Source organism: Gordonia sp. NPDC003422, assembly GCF_053588675.1.
Genome location: NZ_JBSFQL010000002.1, coordinates 232,453 through 248,999, shown reverse-complemented (window position 1 = coordinate 248,999; position 16,547 = coordinate 232,453). Strand labels below are relative to the sequence as shown.

Genomic DNA, 16,547 nt, shown 5'->3' with positions numbered 1-16,547 from the left:
GACGGTAAATGCAACCGCAATAAATGTAAGCGCAATTAATGTAGAAGCATCTAATGCATGTGCATATAGTTTCCTGCATGGCACACACAACAACCGAAGTGGTCATCAGCGATCGGCAGCGACTGCCGAAGGCGGGGGATGACGCCCCCACACACATCACCAGCGGCTCCGGATGGTCGGGACGAACGTGGCTACTCCTGGTCGTCCTGGCCGGAGCACTGTTCCTCGACGGACTCGACATCTCCATGGTCGGAGTGGCCTTGCCGTCCATCGGTGCGGATCTGGGTATGGCGCAATCGGAACTGCAGTGGATCGTCAGTGCGTACGTGCTCGGATATGGGGGCCTTCTGCTGCTCGGCGGCCGGGCCAGCGACCTCTTCGGCCGCCGTCGTGTGTTCCTCACCGCGCTCGCGGTGTTCGGCGTCGCGTCGGTGGTGAGTGCCGTCGTCGACGTCAACGCGCTCGTCATCGGGTTGCGCTTCGTCAAGGGCATCGCGGCGGCTTTCACGGTTCCGGCCGGTCTGTCGATCATCACGACCACGTTCGCCGAGGGGCCTGCGCGCAACCGCGCACTGTCCATCTACACCGTCTGCGGCGCCAGCGGCTTCTCTCTCGGCCTCGTGTTCGGTGGCCTGCTCACCGAGTTGTCCTGGCGCGCAACCCTGTTGTTCCCCGGGCCGGTGGCATTGCTGCTGCTCTTCGCGGGACTGCGGGTGATCCCGGCCGTCCGACGCAGGCCGGTCGACTGGGCACATTTCGACGTCGCCGGCGCAACGACGAGCACCGCGGCCTTGTTGTTGCTGGTGCTCGGGGTGGTGCGCGCGCCCGAGGTGGGCTGGGCGGCGCCGGCAACCCTTGCGGTGTTCGGTGCGGCCGCAGCGTCGTCGGTCGCCTTCGTCGTCATCGAGCGTCGGCATCGGCATCCGCTGCTGCGACTGGGCATCCTGCGTTCGGTGACCCTCGTCCACGCGAATCTGTCGGGGGCGCTCATGTTCGGCGGGTATGTCGCATTCCAGTTCGTGGTGACCCTCTACCTGCAGGACACGCTCGGCTGGTCGCCGCTCATGATGGCCCTGGGTTTCCTGCCCGCGGGTCTCATCGTGGCCGCCAGTGCCGTCAAGATGGATCGCGTACTCGACCGAGTTCCGACGCCGGTGCTCATGATCGGCGGATTCGCGGCCTTCCTCGGCGGCTACCTCTGGTTCGCGCGGACGGAACCGGGCATGGGCTTTGCCGAGTTCCTCTTGCCCACCATCGTCCTGCTGGGAATCGGGTTCGCGTTGACGTTTCCGTCGGTCAACGCGCAGGGCACGGCCGGGGTGGCCGACGACGAGCAGGGCCTCGCGTCCGGGCTGGTCAACACGAGCGTTCAGGTCGGTGGGGCGGTGATGCTCGCCGTGGTCACTGCGATCCTCACGGCATCGGAGCAACCGGCCGGGTCGGGCGGTCTGCCCGGCGGGATGACGACGGCGATCTGGTTGGTCAGCGCCCTGTCGGTGATCGGATTGGTGGGAGCGCTGGGTGTGTCCTGGCGGACGCGCCGATCCGCTCGAGCGATTCCGCTGCCGGCGAACACTTGATTTGCAGCCGTCGCCCTTGAGTGCTGGCACTCGCATGTATAGAGTGCTAGGTGGCACTGAACAAGCCTCGGCACCCGCGACGACGAGGTTTTTCCAGGGCCATGAACGTGCAGATTCTTTCTCAGTACGAAAGTTGAGGACTCACATCGTGGCGAGCGTGAACATCAAGCCGCTTGAGGACAAGATCCTGGTGCAGGCCGTAGAGGCCGAGACGACCACCGCGTCGGGTCTGGTCATTCCGGACACCGCCAAGGAGAAGCCGCAGGAAGGCACCGTCATCGCGGTCGGCGAGGGTCGGGTGACCGAGCAGGGCAACCGCGTCCCCGTCGACGTCAAGGAAGGTGACACCGTCATCTACAGCAAGTACGGGGGCACCGAGATCAAGTACGCCGGCGAGGAGTACCTGATCCTGTCGGCACGTGACGTGCTGGCTGTCATCGGCAAGTAAGACCCGCGAGAACATCGCGAGTCCCACCCGCCCCGGCGGCCCGTTTCACGGGCGCCGGGGCGGGTGTGTTCGGCCCCTACATTCGTTTCTTCATTTCACGAAAGTGACTCATGCCCAAACAGATTGAATTCGACGAGAACGCGCGGCGCGCGCTCGAGCGCGGCATCAACCAGCTCGCCGACACCGTCAAGGTGACCCTGGGCCCGCGTGGCCGCCACGTCGTCCTCGCCAAGTCCTTCGGTGGCCCCAACGTCACCAACGACGGCGTCACCATCGCCCGCGACATCGACCTCGAGGATCCGTTCGAGAACCTCGGTGCGCAGCTGGTGAAGTCGGTCGCCACCAAGACCAATGACGTCGCCGGTGACGGAACCACCACCGCGACCGTGCTCGCCCAGGCCATGGTTCGGGCGGGTCTGCGCAACGTCGCGGCCGGCGCCAATCCGATCGCGCTCGGTGCGGGCATCGGCAAGGCCGCCGACGCGCTCGGCGAGGCGCTGCTGGCCGCCGCCACCCCGGTCGACGGCGAGAAGGCCATCGGTCAGGTCGCGACCGTGTCGTCACGTGACGAAGAGGTCGGCGAGATGGTCGGCAAGGCGATGACCGTCGTCGGAACCGACGGTGTGGTCACCGTCGAGGAAGGCTCGGGACTGCAGACCGATCTCGAGATCACCGAGGGCGTGCAGTTCGACAAGGGCTTCCTGTCGCCGTACTTCGTCACCGACCCCGACAGCCAGGAAGCGGTCCTCGAGGACACCCTGATCCTGCTGTACCGCGACAAGATCAGCTCGCTGCCCGACTTCCTGCCGCTGTTGGAGAAGGTCGTCGAGGCCGGGAAGTCGCTGCTGATCGTCGCCGAGGACGTCGAGGGCGAGCCGCTGTCGACGCTCGTGGTCAACTCGATCCGCAAGACCATTCGTGCCGTTGCGGTCAAGGCGCCGTTCTTCGGTGACCGCCGTAAGGCGTTCCTGGAAGACCTCGCCGTGGTCACCGGTGCGACCGTGGTGACCTCCGACGTGGGCCTGAGCCTGTCGACGGTGGGACTCGAGGTGTTGGGCTCGGCCCGTCGCGTCGTGGTCACCAAGGACGCCACCACCATCATCGAGGGTGCCGGCACCAAGGAGGCCATCGCCGATCGTGCTGCGCAGCTGCGACGTGAGGTCGAGCAGAGCGATTCCGACTGGGATCGGGAGAAGCTCGCAGAGCGCCTCGCCAAGCTTGCGGGCGGCGTCGCGGTGATCCGCGTCGGTGCAGCCACCGAGACCGCGCTCAAGGAGCGCAAGCACCGCGTCGAAGATGCGGTCGCAGCGGCCAAGGCCGCGGTCGAGGAAGGCATCATTCCCGGTGGCGGTTCGGCGATCGTGCAGGCCGCGGCCGGGCTCGACGCCCTCGCGGCCGAGTTGCCCGACGAAGAGGCCCTCGGTGTGCGCGTTGTTCGCGACGCCGCACGGGCGCCGCTGTTCTGGATCGCCGCCAACGCTGGTCTCGACGGCGCCGTGGTGGTCGAGAAGGTCGCCGCCGCCGACAAGGGGCAGGGCTTCAACGCTGCGACGCTGACCTACGGCGATCTCGTCGCCGAGGGCATCATCGATCCGGTCAAGGTCACCCGGTCCGCGGTGGTCAACGCCGCGTCGGTGGCGCGGATGGTGCTGACCACCGAAACCGCTGTCACCGATCAGCCGGCCGACGCCGGAGCCCACGCCGGGCACGGGCACGCCCACTGACGGTTCCCGCTGGAACGACAATCGGGGGCTCCCGCTCGAGAAGAGCGGGAGCCCCCCGATCCGTCTGTGTTCAGCGGGTCAGCTGGCGATCCGGCGGCCGACGCCACGCTTCATGAGGATGCTGCGTTCGGATTCCGACAGTCCACCCCAGATGCCGTAGGGCTCGGCGACCGCCAATGCGTGCTCGCGGCACTGCGCGATGACAGGGCATTGGTGGCACATCTCCTTGGCGCGCCGCTCACGCTGCGCACGGGCCCGGCCACGCTCGCCGTCGGGATGGAAGAACATCGCCGAGTCGACACCGCGACAGAGACCCTGCATCTGCCAGTCCCAGATATCTGCGTTCGGGCCGGGGAGATGATTGGGCTGGGGCATGGCAGCTACTCCTAGGTCGGTCGTCAATTTCCTAACGCAAGGCACACATTAAGCGGGCCTGAGAAACGCAGTCAATACCGCCAAAACCCCTGCTAACCAGGGTAAAAATCTCGTGTTTGTTAACGGCTGGTTAGGTAAGCGGACCGCGATACCACATCGTTCCGGTACCGGAAACGCCACCCGTGATACCTACGCGGACAGGCACTGTGACCTGCGAATAGTGGTTCTGAGAACGATTCGGAGCGGTCGCAGGGTGATGTTGCACCGTGTGTGGGCGATTGTGTTTGATTTACCCATGCGAAACCTACGGATAATCTGCTGGTGATGTGGCGTTGGAATTAACGTTTGTGACCGTTCGTTAAATTCATGCAAACCCAAATTCAACGTGGTGAGCCAGAACACTTTTCCAGGGGGGAAACATCACATCTGAACTGCGCGGACGGGGCTCCGATGACGGATACGAGAACTGGCGCGATGCCGTACATGCCGGGGGACAGGGCGATGTCGCCGACGCCCTCACCCGCCTGCACCGCATCCAGGCACGACCCGACTGTCCGGACGACCTGCGTTCGCTGTGTTGGAGTACCGCGGCGTCACTGTATCGACAAGCAGGCCGACACGCGGCCGCGACGACGTTGGACGGACGAGCCGCCGGTGCTGCAGTTTCTATGACCGGCGACTCGAATCGCTGGCCGCGTGCGGCCTTGGCCGACGCGCTGATCGGCCTGGCAGCCGACAATCTCGGCCTCCTGCGCTTCGGTGCCTCGCGACGGCTGCTCGACCGCGCACGCGTCGTGCTCGCCGACGTCGGCGCTCGCGACCCCGCACAGTGGAGCGCCGACGACTGGGACGACGGTGGCCGGGGGTGGTTACGCATGCTGTGGGTGCGGTCGGAGCTGGCCATGTACAGCGGCGACGGGCAGACCGCAGTCGAGTTCGCCCAGGATGCGGTCGAGACCGTCGCAGGTGTCGATTCGGGGCCGACTACCCGCCACCGCATCAAGACAGACCTCATCGCCGCAGCAGCCCAGGCGTCGGTCGGAAACAGTACGGGCGCAGCCGAGGTGGCCCGAATCCTTGCCCGCCGGGCAGCCGACGAAGGACTGTTACCTCTGCAGTGGGCCGCGTCGTCGTTGCTCCAGGGTGTCGGCGCGGCGTCGACTACCGAGCGTGACCTGCACGTTCAACTCGAAACCACGCTCCGACGCAAGGGCATGCCGTTCACGTCGGCTAAGGATCGCTAAGGTAAACGAGGGCTTGCCGCGGGTCGATGGCGACTGTAGGTGTGCGGGGGGTCTTATCAGGACCGGTGAGTTCGGTCAACCGACATGTAACACGGGGATTCCTACTGACGATGAAGCTGACAGGTGGTGAGTTGGACGACGCTGTCCGTGCCGCAGGGCAAGGGGACAGGGTCGCGCTCACGTCAGTTCTCGAAAGTGTGCAGGATCCCATTCTGCGCTACTGCCGAGGGCGAATTGGAGTCGGAGAACGCCATTTGTTCTCCGCCGATGACATAGCGCAGGAGGCGTTGATGGCGGTGATGACCGCGTTGCCCAGGTACCAGGACCAGGGTAAGCCGTTCATGGCCTTCGTCTACGGCATCGCGTCGCACAAGGTGGCCGACGCACTGCGAGTGGCGGGGCGGGTGAAGGCCGATCCGGTTGATGCGGTGCCCGAGGTCACCAACGTCACCGGCGGGCCAGAACAGCTCGCACTCGACGCCGACGCCAGCAGACGGATGCGGGCACTGCTCGACATCCTCCCGGAGAAGCAGCGTGAAGTGCTGGTGCTGCGCTTGGTGGTCGGGATGTCCGCCGAGGAAACCGCAGCAGCGGTGGGAAGTACGCCCGGGGCGGTTCGGGTCGCCCAGCACCGGGCATTGGCAAAGCTGAAGAACGAGTTGAACAGGACAGGAGGGTCAAATGAACGACGCGCATGACTGGCGTCATCGCCGGGCGAACACCGGCAATGACCCCCTGCCCGACAATCACGGCGGCCCGACCGGGCCGGTCGACTGGCCCCGCGACGGGGCTGACGGCGAGCCGGTCGACATCTCGCAGGTCGCCTTCGACGACCAGTTCATCGACGCGTTGTCGCGCGACGTACCGGTGGAGACCAGTGACGACGAGGAGTACCAACTCGCCGCGCTGCTGTCGGACTGGCGCCACGGGATCGTGGACCAGCCGGCACCGGAGTTGCCGACAGTCGACGAGGTCGAACGCGCCATCGCCGCCACCGAGCGTGCGAGTCGGGGTAAGCGGATGGTCCGCCATCTCCGCGTGATCTCGGGTGCTGCCGCGATCGTCATCGTGGCTGCCGCAGGTCTCACCGTGCTGTCGGAGGGTTCGCAGCCCGGAGATCCGTTGTGGCCGGTCAAGAAGGTCGTATTTGCACAGGCCGCATCCGAGACCCAAGCCGCTCATGACGTGCGGTCGAATCTCGAGCAGGCCGAAGCGGCGATGGCCATCGGCGACACTTCGGCCGCGGCGAGCTATATCGCCAAGGCGGAGAGCCAGATGGGGCCGATGCGTAAGGGCGACACGCGAGATCAGATGAACGATTGGATCTCCCGTTTGCGTGCGGGCACTGCGAAATCCGCGAGCCCGACCGGCGGTCCGTCGACGACCGGCCCGGGCTCGGTGACCACGTCACCGGGTGATGACTCGGCCACGGTCGATCCGCGTACGCGGACCGGAACCGACGCCCGAACGACTCCTCCGGAATCGACCAATCCGCGCACCGACACCACGACACCGGGGACGACGCCGCCGACAACACCGCGCGGCGACACACCGACCACGACCAACCCGCCCGGACCCGGACCGTCCAACCCGCCGGGACCCGGACCGACGAATCCACCGGAAACGACGCGACCGACGGTCGTCCCGACCACGACCTTCACGACGGCGGTGCCGCTACCACCGCCGTCGTCGACGTTGCAGAGCACGCCGGCCGATGTCCCCGACGAGCCGGTTCCGACGATCACGACGACCACCACCACGGCGGTTCCGTCGCGCTGAGGCTTCTTCCGCCGGCTGAGGGTAGCTCCGGAAGCGCAGGGGCTTCTTCGGGTCAGCGATCCTCGTCGAGGTGATTGCGCGCGTCCGCATACCCGCGGCAGTAGTCCCACGTCACGTAGGCGTCGGGGCGTGGGTCGACGGCGGGCTCGTGTGGACGGACCGTGCCGTCGATCAGGAGCTGAAGAAGGTTGGCGCGCAGCATGTCCCAGTCGTGGTAGTGGTCCTCGTGGCAGTCGTCACAGACCACCACCAGGCCACGGACCCCGCGATGGGCCAGGAGTGCTTCGTAGACGGCGAGATCGGCGAGGTCCTCTTCGACAGCGAGTCGCTCGCTCTCGTCGAGCGGGATGCCCGGCTCCACAGAGTCGAGAGCCGAGGCGGGATCGCTCGGATCGTCGGCAAACGGGTCCGGCGGAAGGCCGGGTGGAAGGTGGTCGCGCACACAACCACCGTAGCCGATGGTGCGGCACGCGCGCCGTATCCCTACACACCACCTGTCTGCGTCGGGCGAACGCTTCCGCGAGCACCGCACCGGGGTGGGCAATACCGATTGGCCAGAGTCGATACCATGGACAGATGACGCATGTTCGTACCGGTGGAGACGATCCCGGCAAGGTCGCGATGCTCGGCCTGACCTTCGATGACGTCCTGTTGCTGCCCTCGGCCTCCGACGTGATCCCGAGCGAGGTGGACACCTCCTCGCGAGTGACCAAGAACATCTCCCTCCGTGTGCCGCTGGTGAGTTCGGCGATGGACACCGTGACCGAGGCGCGGATGGCAATCGCCATGGCCCGCGCGGGCGGTATGGGTGTCCTGCATCGCAATCTGTCGATCGAGGATCAGGCCGGCCAGGTGGAGACGGTGAAGCGGTCGGAGGCCGGGATGGTCACCGACCCGGTCACCTGCTCGCCGACCAACACGCTCGCCGAGGTCGACTCGATGTGTGCGCGGTATCGCATCTCCGGCCTGCCGGTGGTGGACGATCGCGGTGAGCTGGTGGGCATCATCACCAACCGCGACATGCGCTTCGAGGTCGATCAGGATCGTCCGGTTTCCGAAGTGATGACCAAGGCGCCGCTCATCACCGCGCACGAGGGTGTTTCGGCGGAAGCCGCGTTGGGTCTCCTGCGGCGCAACAAGGTGGAGAAGCTGCCGATCGTCGACGGCAACGGCCGGCTGACCGGTCTCATCACCGTCAAGGATTTCGTGAAGACCGAACAGCATCCGCTGGCCACCAAGGACGCCGACGGTCGACTGCTGGTCGGCGCCGCCGTGGGTACCGGCGATCCGCAGTGGGAGCGGGCCATGGCACTGGCCGACGCGGGTGCCGACGTCATCATCGTCGACACCGCACACGCCCACAACCGCCTCGTGCTCGACATGGTCGCCAAACTCAAGGCCGAGGTCGGTGACCGCGTCGACGTCGTGGGCGGCAATGTCGCGACCCGCGAGGCCGCACAGGCTCTCATCGATGCCGGTGCCGACGCGGTGAAAGTCGGTGTCGGACCGGGCTCCATCTGCACCACCCGCGTGGTCGCTGGTGTCGGTGCACCACAGATCACCGCGATCCTCGAAGCCGTCACGGTGTGCAAGCAGGCCGACGTCCCGGTCATCGCCGACGGCGGTCTGCAGTACTCGGGCGACATCGCCAAGGCGCTCGCCGCCGGCGCGTCGACCGCCATGCTCGGCTCGCTGCTGGCCGGTACCGCCGAGGCTCCGGGCGATCTGATCCTGGTGAACGGCAAGCAGTTCAAGAGTTACCGCGGCATGGGTTCGCTGGGTGCGATGCAGGGACGCGGGCAGGGCAAGTCGTATTCGAAGGACCGCTACTTCCAGGACGACGTCCTCAAGGAAGAGAAGCTGGTGCCCGAAGGCATTGAGGGCCGGGTGCCGTTCCGTGGCCCGCTCACGCAGGTCATCCATCAGCTCGTCGGTGGGCTGCGGGCGGCGATGGGATACACCGGGTCGACGTCGATCACCGATCTCCAGCAGGCGCGCTTCGTGCAGATCACCGCGGCCGGCCTCAAGGAGTCGCATCCGCACGACATCACATTGACCGCAGAGGCACCCAACTACTATTCCCGCTGAGTGAAGCGGACAGCAGAAAGGCGCACCGGTGCGTGATCTCGTCGAATTCGGTATGGGCAGAACCGCCCGACGGACCTACGAGCTGGATGACATCAGCATCGTGCCGTCACGGCGAACCCGATCGTCCAAGGATGTGTCGACGGCATGGCAGATCGATGCCTACCGGTTCGAGGCGCCTATCCTGAGCCATCCCACCGACGCGCTCGTCTCCCCGCAGATGGCCGTGGAGCTGGGCAAGCTCGGTGCCCTCGGCGTCATCAACGGCGAGGGTCTGTGGGCTCGGCATCGCGACGTCGACGCCAAGATCGCCGAACTGGTCAAGATCGCGGCCGAGGACCCGGATCCCTATGCGGCCGTGCGGCATCTGCAGAAGTTGCATGCAGCGCCACTGGACAGTGGACTGCTCGCCGAGGCGGTGTCGCAGGTCCGTGAGGCCGGTGTGACCACGGCGGTGCGGGTCAGTCCGCAACATGCGCCCGAGCTGACGCCCGCGTTGTTGGCTGCGGGCGTGGAGATCCTCGTCGTGCACGGCACCATCATCTCGGCCGAGCATGTGGCGCAGGTGGATTCGGAGGGCGCGACGCGAGAACCGTTGAACCTCAAGACCTTCATCGCCGACCTCGACATCCCGGTGATCGCGGGCGGCGTCCACGATCACCGCACCGCATTGCATCTGATGCGGACCGGCGCGGCAGGCGTGATCGTCGGCTACGGTTCGGCCACCGGCGCGACCACGACCGGTGAGGTTCTCGGAATCGGAGTACCCATGGCCACAGCGATCGCCGACGCCGCCGCGGCCCGCCGGGACTACCTCGACGAGACCGGCGGCAGGTACGTCCATGTGATCGCCGACGGCGACATTCACACCTCCGGTGACCTGATCAAGGCGATCGCGTGCGGAGCGGACGCCGCAGTGCTGGGGACGCCGCTGGCCGCGAGTGCGTCGGCCCCTGGTCGTGGCTGGTACTGGCCGTCGGCGGCAGCGCATCCGGATACCCCGCGTGGTGCTTTGCTCCAGGTGGCGATCGATGAGGATCGGCCCACGCTCGACCGGGTGCTCACCGGTCCATCCGACGACCCGTTCGGAGAGTTGAACCTGGTGGGCGCGCTGCGACGGGCCATGGCCAAGGCCGGATACTGCGATCTCAAGGAGTTCCAGAAGGTGGGCCTCTCGGTCCACCGGTGACCCGCGTCACGCTATGTGACAATGTGCGTTAGTATGGTTGCTCATGGCAGCCCCATGTGATTTCGACGTGCTCATCATCGGTTCCGGATTCGGCGGGAGCGTGAGTGCGCTGCGCCTGGTGGAAAAGGGATACCGGGTCGGTGTCATCGAGGCCGGTCGGCGCTTTGAGGACGAGGAATTCGCGAAGACCAGCTGGCGCCTGCACAAGTGGCTGTGGGCGCCGAAGCTGGGCCTCTACGGCATTCAGCGGATACATGCGCTGAAGGACGTCATGATCATGGCGGGTGCGGGCGTAGGTGGCGGGTCGCTCAACTACGCGAACACCCTGTACAAGCCGCCGACCCCGTTCTTCACCGATCCGCAGTGGAACCACATCACCGATTGGGAGGACGAGCTCACTCCCTACTACGACCAGGCACGACGCATGCTGGGTGTGGTGACCAATCCGACCTTCACCGAGTCCGATCGGGTGATGAAAGAGGTCGCCACGGAGATGGGTGTCGCCGACACCTTCACCTCGACGCCGGTCGGCGTGTTCTTCGGTGCCAAGACCGGCCTCGACGGCGAGCCGGGCGAGACCGTGGCCGATCCGTACTTCGGCGGTGTGGGACCGGCGCGCACGGCCTGCACCGAATGCGGCGCGTGCATGACAGGGTGTCGGGTCGGCGCCAAGAACACCCTGATGAAGAACTACCTGGGACTCGCCGAACGTCGTGGGGCCACCATCATCGCGCGCACCACCGTCGACTCGCTCGAGCAGAAGACCGACGGCACATGGTCGGTGGGCACGCACGGGTCGTCGTCATGGGGTCCGCTGGGTCGTCGGGCCCGCGTCTACACCGCGGGGCAGGTGATCGTCGCGGCCGGCACCTTCAATACGCAGCGATTGATGCATCACGCGAAACATACGACGCTGCCGGGGATCTCGGACGCGATGGGCGAGCTGACGAGGACCAACTCGGAGTCGATCCTTGGTGCGATGGCCGGGAAATTCGATCCCGCACACGACTATTCGCGCGGCGTGGCGATCACGTCGTCCTTCCATCCGGAATCCAACACCCACATCGAGCCGGTGCGTTATGGCAAGGGCTCCAACGCGATCGCTTACCTACAGACGGCGCTGACCGACGGCGGATCCCCGGCGAACCGGTTCGGGCAGTTCCTCCGGCAGGTCATCCGGAATCCGTTCTTGCTGGTGCGACTCCTGGTGGTACGCAAGTGGAGCCAACGCACGGTGATCGCACTGGTCATGCAGAACAACAACAACTCGCTGACCACCTTCGTGCGCAAGCGTGGACCGTTGCGCTACATCACGTCCAAGCAAGGCATCGGCGAACCCAATCCGACCTGGATCCCCAAGGGCAACGAGGCCACTCGACGGATCGCGGGCAAGCTGCCGAACGGACTCGCCGGCGGCACGTGGGGAGACATCGTGAACATGCCGCTCACCGCGCACTACCTCGGCGGCTGCGCCATCTCCGACGACCCGAAAGCCGGTGTCATCGACCCGTATCACCGCGTGTGGAACTATCCGACCCTGCACGTCACCGACGGCGCGTCGATCTCGGCGAACCTCGGTGTCAACCCGTCCCTGACGATCTGCGCGCAGGCCGAGCGTGCGATGGCGTTGTGGCCCAACAAGGGCGAGAATGACCAGCGTCCCGCACAGGGCCGTCCGTACGAGCGGATCAGTCCATGCGCTCCCACGGCGCCGGTGGTGCCGGAATCCGCGCCCGGAGCGCTGCGCTTGCCGATTACTCCGGTCGAGCGGATCGTGCACACCAGCTGATCGCATGACCCGCGATTCTGATCCGAAGAGGTCGGTGACTAGCGCTCTGGCCTGCGCGTAAGCGTCCACCACCCCACCGCTCTCTGAGGTGCCCGAGGCGCCGGCCGAGGGATGCCTCGAAGGGCAGGCGAACGGGCCACGTCAGCGAGGCGCCGGACCACTGAAAGTAGGGGAAGGTTTTTCCCCTACTTTCTGCCCCTGCTTGTTGAGTCGTCCGCGAGAAAGTTCGCGGGGAGGACTCCAGGGGTAGGGGACGAGTTTCTTCCCCTATTTTTCGTGGATCATCGTTGCCGCGCCGCGCTCCACGGCCCTCTTCCCGCCTCCACGATCGCCGCCGCAGGCGGCGGGTGGGTCGCTGACTCGAGGAACTCGGTGACCGACCCGCTGACCCGTACGTTCCGCTCCCTGAGGTGCTCGAGGCGCTAGCCGAGAGCCTCGAAGGGCATGGCGAGACAGGGTAATTCGGCGACCAAGCAGCAGCGGTCACCAGGCCTTCGAGGCTCTTCGACTTCGAGACGCTCCCATGCTCGTACCTCGCACGGGGCTCCTCAGCCCGGCGGCTAGCGCTCGTCGCACCTCAGGCAGCGGAGGGAACTCAGTCGGCGGACGATGTGCGGTCAGCCGGTGTGGGGCAGCATGTTCCCTCGGCCAATCAGTCCAAACCGCGTGCGGTGAGCGTGTCGGCGAACCCCTCGGCGGTTCGCAACGCCGCGATCACGATGGGTGCGAACAGGATTCGTGCACCCGGTCGTAGGCCGCGCGCCTGCCGTGCTTCGTCCACCTCGCGGATGATCTCGACCATCATCGGGATGGCCCGGATCGTCAGTGCCAGGGCCATCGCGATGTGGTCGACCGGAACCCCGATGCGGCGCATCGGTTTCAGCACGGCGACGATGGTGTCGAGCATGTCTGTCGTGCGGGTGGTCAACGTGACCACCGCTGCCAACGCCACCGACAAGACCAAAACTCCGCAGACCACTACCGCCCGTTGCCAATCGGTGAACACCCACTGGAAGGCGAAGATGAACAGCGTGATCCACAGCATCGGTCGGAGCTGACGCCACGCGGTGACGGGTCCGAGACCGGCCAACGCGTACACCATGGCCACCGCGACTGCAGCGATCCCCAACGCCGCGGGGGAGCGTACCCACACCGACATCGCGACGATCCCCGCGCCCAGCCCGACCAACTTCACGCCCGGCGGAAGACGATGCAGCAGGGTGTTTCCCGGGCGGTAGACGCCCAACGCGCTCACGACATCATCCGGCGGTAAGCGGCGATCGCGGCGGCGGGCACATCGTCGGCCACCACCCGGCCGTCGTCGAGCACGATGACCCGGTCGAAGTCGTCGACGAGGTCGAGGTCGTGGGTCACCACGATCAGTCGTTCGTCGAGCGTGGTGAACACCTCACGCAACATCCGGCTGTTGCGCAGGTCGAGCAGCGTCGTCGGTTCGTCGGCGACGATGATGCGGGGTTCGGTCACGAAGATCGACGCCAGCGCGAGGAGTTGCTTCTGTCCTCCGGACAACCGTGCGGCCGGATGGTCGGCGTGATCGGCCAGTCCGAAACGGTCGAGGACGGCGCGAGCCCGCTGTGTCCGTTCGGCTTTCGTGAGTTCGGTGCGCCGCAACGACAGTTCGATGTCCTCGATGACGGTCGGCATGATGATCTGCCGGTCGGGGTCGGAGAAGATGAATCCGACCTCGCGTCGGACGCGACGTTTGTGTTTGGCCGCGTCGATCCCGTTGACCGTGACCGTGCCGGTGTCGGGGGTGACGAGAGCGTTGATCATCCGGGCGAGCGTCGACTTGCCGCTGCCGTTGGCGCCGACCATCCCGATGCGTTGTTCGCCCAGCGTGAGTGAAACATCGCTCAGCACAACCCGGTCGTCGTAGGCGTGGGTGACGTCGGCGATCTCGATCATGTGCTGGTGATCAGGGTTCCGGTGGTGAGGGCTTGCGGAGCCGAATCGGTTCGATCAGGCCAGGCCACCCGCGGTGCACCTGGGCGGCCACGAGAGCGGTGATGACCGCCTTGATGACGTCGCCCGCCACATAGGGTCCGTTGGTGGTGATGGCCGCCCACCAGGTCAGGTATCCACGGATCACCAGCCAGGCCACACCGCACGCGTAGATCACCACCAGGCCACCGAGCAGGTTGATGAGAATGCCCCAGGTCACCCGATAGCGCGGTTTGCCGTCGCCCGACGGCGTCGACAGCATGACCGCGGTGAGCACGCCGATGACGATCACCCCGGGCAGGAAGCCCAGGAAGTAGCCGCCGCGGGCGGAGGCGAGCGACGCCTGACCATTGATGCCGCCTGCGAGAATCGGCAGTCCGGCGATCGCCAGCACCATGAAGATTCCCACCGCGAGGGTGCCCTTCTTCGGGCCGAGGATCGCACCGGCGAGCATCACGCCCATCGTCTGCAGCGTGATCGGCACACCGCCCGGCAGATTGATGGCACCCGGCAGTCCGAGCGCGGCGATCAGCGCCGCGAACACCGCTGCCTGCGTGATGTCGGTGACCGACAGGGACCAGGGATTGTGCCGTTTGTGCGGCTGGGTTCCGGAAGAAGCGTTGTCCATGACGATCTCGCAGTATTCCACCTCAAACCCGCGTCGCTGCGCTGGCCCGTCAATGAGATCTCCCGTCGAAACCCGCCGGGCACCCGCGCGCCCAGGCACTGACCGGTTCGCCACTACACTTTCTTCCGTGACGGATTCTGCTGCTCAGGGCTTCTTCGACGGATCGCGGTTCGACGGGCCGCGACCGGTTCTGGTCGTCGACTTCGGCGCGCAATACGCGCAGCTGATCGCACGACGGGTGCGGGAGGCCCGGATCTACTCCGAGGTCATCGCCCACGACGCCGGACTGGCCGACTTCACCGCCAAGGACCCGGTCGCGATCATCCTGTCGGGTGGTCCGGCGTCGGTGTATGCCGACAACGCACCGGGGCTCGACCCGCAGGTCTTCGAGCTCGGCATTCCGGTGTTCGGCATCTGCTACGGATTCCAGTCGATGGCGCGCCAGCTGGGGGGCGAGGTCGCCAACACCGGTGGTCGCGAGTTCGGCCGCACCACGCTCACCTTGAACGGGGAGGGCATTCTGCATCAGGGCCTGTCGGACACCCAGCCGGTGTGGATGAGCCACAACGACGCGGTGCAGGTCGCCCCCGAGGGATTCGTGGTGACCGGCTCGACGCCGGGCGCACCGGTCGCCGCCTTCGAATGCGTGGAACGTCGCATGGCGGGCGTCCAGTACCACCCCGAGGTGCTGCACACCCCGCACGGCCAGCAGATCCTCACCCGATTCCTCTACGAGATCGCCGGACTCGAGGCCACCTGGACCCCGGCCAACATCGCCGACACCCTTATCGACGCGGTGTCCGACCAGATCGGCGACGGCCTCGCCATCTGCGGACTTTCCGGTGGCGTGGATTCGGCGGTGGCCGCAGCCCTCGTACAGCGCGCCATCGGCGACCGGCTCACGTGTGTCTTCGTCGACCACGGACTCCTGCGAGCCGGTGAGCGCGAGCAGGTCCAGCACGACTTCGTCGGCGCCACAGGAGCCAAGCTGGTCACGGTCGACGCGGCAGAGACGTTCCTCGATGAACTCGCCGGCGTCAGCGACCCGGAGACCAAACGCAAGATCATCGGCCGCGAGTTCATCCGGTCCTTCGAGGGCGCGGTGAGCGAGGTTCTGGGCGATCACGCCGACGATGGCCAGAAGGTCGAGTTCCTCGTGCAGGGCACGCTGTACCCGGACGTCGTCGAGTCCGGTGGTGGCAGCGGTGCCGCGAACATCAAGAGCCACCACAACGTCGGCGGACTGCCGGAAGATCTCGAGTTCGACCTCGTCGAACCGCTTCGGCTGCTGTTCAAGGACGAGGTCCGCGCGGTGGGCCGTGAGCTGGGCCTACCCGAGGACATCGTTGCGCGGCAGCCGTTCCCCGGCCCGGGTCTGGCGATCCGCATCGTCGGCGAGGTCACCGCTGACCGGCTCGCCATGTTGCGCAAGGCCGACCTGATCGCCCGCGAAGAACTGACCGCAGCCGGCCTCGACACACAGATCTGGCAGTGTCCGGTGGTCCTGCTCGCCGACGTGCGGAGTGTGGGCGTCCAGGGCGACGGCCGCACCTACGGGCACCCGATCGTGCTGCGCCCGGTGTCGAGCGAGGACGCGATGACCGCCGACTGGACCCGGGTGCCCTTCGAGGTGCTCGAAGTGATCTCCACCCGCATCACCAACGAGGTGCCCGACGTCAACCGCGTCGTCCTCGACGTCACGAGCAAACCCCCGGGCACCATCGAGTGGGAGTGAGGGTTCTGC

General features: G+C 66.3%; 15 protein-coding genes. 10 read left to right on the top strand and 5 right to left on the bottom strand.

Features of this window, described 5'->3' with window-relative positions; translation table 11 throughout:
• Window positions 1-77 precede the first annotated feature (77 nt).
• The 3 genes from ACWDTF_RS02850 (at window position 78) to groL (ending at window position 3,752) form a co-directional block, all read left to right on the top strand.
• The gene (locus ACWDTF_RS02850; protein WP_240856658.1) at window positions 78-1,580 is read left to right on the top strand and encodes an MFS transporter; all 1,503 of its coding nucleotides are present in this window, start codon (window positions 78-80) and stop codon (window positions 1,578-1,580) included.
• A gap of 148 nt (window positions 1,581-1,728) precedes the next feature.
• Window positions 1,729-2,028 carry a co-chaperone GroES gene (gene groES / locus ACWDTF_RS02845; RefSeq protein ID WP_006334733.1) on the top strand — a complete coding sequence of 100 codons (300 nt, stop codon included), beginning with the start codon at window positions 1,729-1,731 and terminating at the stop codon, window positions 2,026-2,028.
• A 110-nt stretch (window positions 2,029-2,138) separates the two neighbouring features.
• Window positions 2,139-3,752 (top strand): chaperonin GroEL, encoded by a 1,614-nt coding sequence (gene groL, locus ACWDTF_RS02840; protein WP_240856659.1) that lies wholly within the window; start codon window positions 2,139-2,141, stop codon window positions 3,750-3,752.
• Window positions 3,753-3,830: 78 nt separating this feature from the next.
• Here the strand turns inward: groL and ACWDTF_RS02835 are convergent, their stop codons facing one another.
• Window positions 3,831-4,127: a WhiB family transcriptional regulator gene (locus ACWDTF_RS02835; RefSeq protein WP_240856660.1), complete on the bottom strand. Its 297-nt coding sequence runs from the start codon at window positions 4,125-4,127 to the stop codon at window positions 3,831-3,833.
• A gap of 668 nt (window positions 4,128-4,795) precedes the next feature.
• On the opposite strand from ACWDTF_RS02835, the gene ACWDTF_RS02830 reads away from it, so the two are divergent.
• The 3 genes from ACWDTF_RS02830 to ACWDTF_RS02820 all read left to right on the top strand — a co-directional run bounded on the left by ACWDTF_RS02830 (window position 4,796) and on the right by ACWDTF_RS02820 (window position 7,150).
• Complete coding sequence (locus tag ACWDTF_RS02830) at window positions 4,796-5,371, top strand: hypothetical protein (protein ID WP_449753921.1); 576 nt, start codon at window positions 4,796-4,798, stop codon at window positions 5,369-5,371.
• A gap of 110 nt (window positions 5,372-5,481) precedes the next feature.
• On the top strand, window positions 5,482-6,069 hold the full coding sequence (locus tag ACWDTF_RS02825; protein ID WP_240856662.1) for a sigma-70 family RNA polymerase sigma factor: 588 nt from the start codon (window positions 5,482-5,484) through the stop codon (window positions 6,067-6,069).
• A complete protein-coding gene (locus ACWDTF_RS02820; RefSeq protein WP_449753920.1) occupies window positions 6,053-7,150 on the top strand; it encodes an anti-sigma-D factor RsdA in 1,098 nt (365 codons plus the stop codon). The genes ACWDTF_RS02825 and ACWDTF_RS02820 overlap by 17 nt, the downstream gene beginning before the upstream one ends.
• Before the next feature lie 52 nt (window positions 7,151-7,202).
• Here the strand turns inward: ACWDTF_RS02820 and ACWDTF_RS02815 are convergent, their stop codons facing one another.
• A complete protein-coding gene (locus ACWDTF_RS02815) occupies window positions 7,203-7,592 on the bottom strand; it encodes a DUF5319 domain-containing protein (protein WP_240856664.1) in 390 nt (129 codons plus the stop codon).
• Window positions 7,593-7,726: 134 nt separating this feature from the next.
• On the opposite strand from ACWDTF_RS02815, the gene guaB reads away from it, so the two are divergent.
• From guaB to ACWDTF_RS02800, 3 genes are read left to right on the top strand one after another with little or no spacing between them, the layout of a single operon-like run.
• Complete coding sequence (gene guaB / locus ACWDTF_RS02810; protein ID WP_240856665.1) at window positions 7,727-9,238, top strand: IMP dehydrogenase; 1,512 nt, start codon at window positions 7,727-7,729, stop codon at window positions 9,236-9,238.
• A 28-nt stretch (window positions 9,239-9,266) separates the two neighbouring features.
• Entirely contained in the window at window positions 9,267-10,424 is a 1,158-nt protein-coding gene (locus tag ACWDTF_RS02805; protein WP_240856666.1) for a GuaB3 family IMP dehydrogenase-related protein, read from the top strand.
• Window positions 10,425-10,467: 43 nt separating this feature from the next.
• Window positions 10,468-12,213, top strand: coding sequence for a GMC family oxidoreductase N-terminal domain-containing protein (locus tag ACWDTF_RS02800; protein WP_240856667.1), 1,746 nt, complete (start codon window positions 10,468-10,470; stop codon window positions 12,211-12,213).
• 652 nt (window positions 12,214-12,865) lie between these two features.
• Here ACWDTF_RS02800 and ACWDTF_RS02795 read toward each other — a convergent pair.
• Genes ACWDTF_RS02795 through ACWDTF_RS02785 form a run of 3 tightly spaced genes read right to left on the bottom strand, consistent with a single transcriptional unit; the run spans window position 12,866 to window position 14,803 of the window.
• On the bottom strand, window positions 12,866-13,468 hold the full coding sequence (locus ACWDTF_RS02795; RefSeq protein ID WP_355278388.1) for an energy-coupling factor transporter transmembrane component T family protein: 603 nt from the start codon (window positions 13,466-13,468) through the stop codon (window positions 12,866-12,868).
• Window positions 13,465-14,139, bottom strand: a complete 675-nt coding sequence (locus ACWDTF_RS02790) for an energy-coupling factor ABC transporter ATP-binding protein (protein ID WP_449753919.1) — start codon at window positions 14,137-14,139, stop codon at window positions 13,465-13,467. The genes ACWDTF_RS02795 and ACWDTF_RS02790 overlap by 4 nt, the downstream gene beginning before the upstream one ends.
• Before the next feature lie 10 nt (window positions 14,140-14,149).
• Window positions 14,150-14,803, bottom strand: coding sequence for a biotin transporter BioY (locus ACWDTF_RS02785; protein WP_240856670.1), 654 nt, complete (start codon window positions 14,801-14,803; stop codon window positions 14,150-14,152).
• Between the two features lie 127 nt (window positions 14,804-14,930).
• On the opposite strand from ACWDTF_RS02785, the gene guaA reads away from it, so the two are divergent.
• Window positions 14,931-16,538 carry a glutamine-hydrolyzing GMP synthase gene (gene guaA, locus ACWDTF_RS02780; RefSeq protein ID WP_240856671.1) on the top strand — a complete coding sequence of 536 codons (1,608 nt, stop codon included), beginning with the start codon at window positions 14,931-14,933 and terminating at the stop codon, window positions 16,536-16,538.
• Window positions 16,539-16,547: the final 9 nt, after the last annotated feature.

What these genes read in the sequence shown, in the direction of transcription:
- groL (WP_240856659.1), top strand. Translation starts at nt 2,139, where the DNA reads ATGCCCAAACAGATTGAATTCGACGAGAACGCGCGGCGCGCGCTCGAG.
- ACWDTF_RS02800 (WP_240856667.1), top strand. Translation starts at nt 10,468, where the DNA reads ATGGCAGCCCCATGTGATTTCGACGTGCTCATCATCGGTTCCGGATTC.
- ACWDTF_RS02825 (WP_240856662.1), top strand. Translation starts at nt 5,482, where the DNA reads ATGAAGCTGACAGGTGGTGAGTTGGACGACGCTGTCCGTGCCGCAGGG.
- ACWDTF_RS02790 (WP_449753919.1), bottom strand. Translation starts at nt 14,139, where the DNA reads ATGATCGAGATCGCCGACGTCACCCACGCCTACGACGACCGGGTTGTG.
- ACWDTF_RS02785 (WP_240856670.1), bottom strand. Translation starts at nt 14,803, where the DNA reads ATGGACAACGCTTCTTCCGGAACCCAGCCGCACAAACGGCACAATCCC.
- ACWDTF_RS02830 (WP_449753921.1), top strand. Translation starts at nt 4,796, where the DNA reads ATGACCGGCGACTCGAATCGCTGGCCGCGTGCGGCCTTGGCCGACGCG.
- ACWDTF_RS02820 (WP_449753920.1), top strand. Translation starts at nt 6,053, where the DNA reads ATGAACGACGCGCATGACTGGCGTCATCGCCGGGCGAACACCGGCAAT.
- ACWDTF_RS02835 (WP_240856660.1), bottom strand. Translation starts at nt 4,127, where the DNA reads ATGCCCCAGCCCAATCATCTCCCCGGCCCGAACGCAGATATCTGGGAC.
- guaB (WP_240856665.1), top strand. Translation starts at nt 7,727, where the DNA reads ATGACGCATGTTCGTACCGGTGGAGACGATCCCGGCAAGGTCGCGATG.
- ACWDTF_RS02850 (WP_240856658.1), top strand. Translation starts at nt 78, where the DNA reads ATGGCACACACAACAACCGAAGTGGTCATCAGCGATCGGCAGCGACTG.